At 53.7% G+C, this 1,093-nt stretch carries 1 protein-coding gene and 1 pseudogene; both read left to right on the top strand.

Annotated elements, in window-relative coordinates:
- A partial coding sequence (gene traJ, locus ACESQI_RS23095) for a conjugative transposon protein TraJ (protein WP_373127292.1) occupies positions 1-846 on the top strand: 846 nt, incomplete at its 5' end.
- 23 nt (positions 847-869) lie between these two features.
- Positions 870-1,093, top strand: a pseudogene (locus tag ACESQI_RS23090) (conjugative transposon protein TraK); the annotation flags it as partial.

Here is a 1,093-nt window from a genome sequence, read left to right as displayed (position 1 = left end):
GTCCGTGCCGAGCCTGTGGATGTCTTTCCGCTTTTGCGTCCGTTCGCCTTGGGGCTTTGTATCATGTTCTTTCCGACACTCGTTCTGGGTACGCTGAACAGCATCCTCTCGCCCGTCGTGAAAGGGACCCATACCATATTGGAGTCGCAGACCTTTGACATGAACGAGTACAGGGCGCAGAAGGACAAGCTGGAGACTGAGGCGATGAAACGGAATCCCGAGACAGCCTATCTGGTCGACAAGGAGACTTTTGACAACAGGCTGGACGAGCTGGGCGCGTTTGACGCTATAGAAGCCTGCGGAATGTATGTGGACCGTGCCATGTACAACATGAAAAGGGCCGTGCAGAATTTCTTCCGCGAACTGCTGGAACTCCTGTTCAATGCGGCGGCGCTGGTCATCGACACGCTGAGGACATTCTTCCTGATCGTGCTTTCGATACTCGGTCCCGTTTCCTTTGCCATCTCCTGCTGGGACGGTTTCCAGGCTTCTCTCAGCCAGTGGTTCGTCCGCTACATCAGTATCTACCTGTGGCTTCCCGTAAGCGACCTGTTCAGCAGCGTGCTGGCGAGAATCCAGATATTGATGCTGCAGAGGGACATCGAACAGCTTTCCGACCCGGATTTCATCCCCGACAGCTCAAACGGGGTTTACATCACTTTCCTCATTATCGGCATCATCGGGTATTTCACCATCCCGACCGTATCGAACTGGATTGTGCAGGCCGGAGGCGGTGCGGGCAATTATGGAAAGAACGTGAACCAGGCGGCATCCAAGACAGGCTCCGTGGTGGCCGGGACTGCCGGAGCGGCGGTGGGAAACATTGCCGGCAGGCTTATCAAGTAATAACAGTATAAAACATTTACAGAATGGAATTCAAATCATTGAAAAATATCGAGAGCAGCTTCCGACACCTGCGTCTGTTCGGAATCGTCTATCTGTGTGTATGCACCCTGCTTGTGGGATTTTCCGTATGGAAGGCTTACAGTTTCGCGGAAGCGCAACGGGAGAAGATCTATGTGCTGGATGAAGGCAAGTCACTGATGCTGGCCCTTTCACAAGACCTGGAGCAGAACCGCCCGGTGGAAGCAAG

This window comes from Bacteroides sp. HPS0048 (assembly GCF_964240755.1).
Classification (GTDB): Bacteria; Bacteroidota; Bacteroidia; order Bacteroidales; family Bacteroidaceae; genus Bacteroides; species Bacteroides nordii.
The sequence above is the reverse complement of the archived record's forward strand: the minus strand, read 5'-3'. Positions and strand labels throughout refer to the sequence as shown.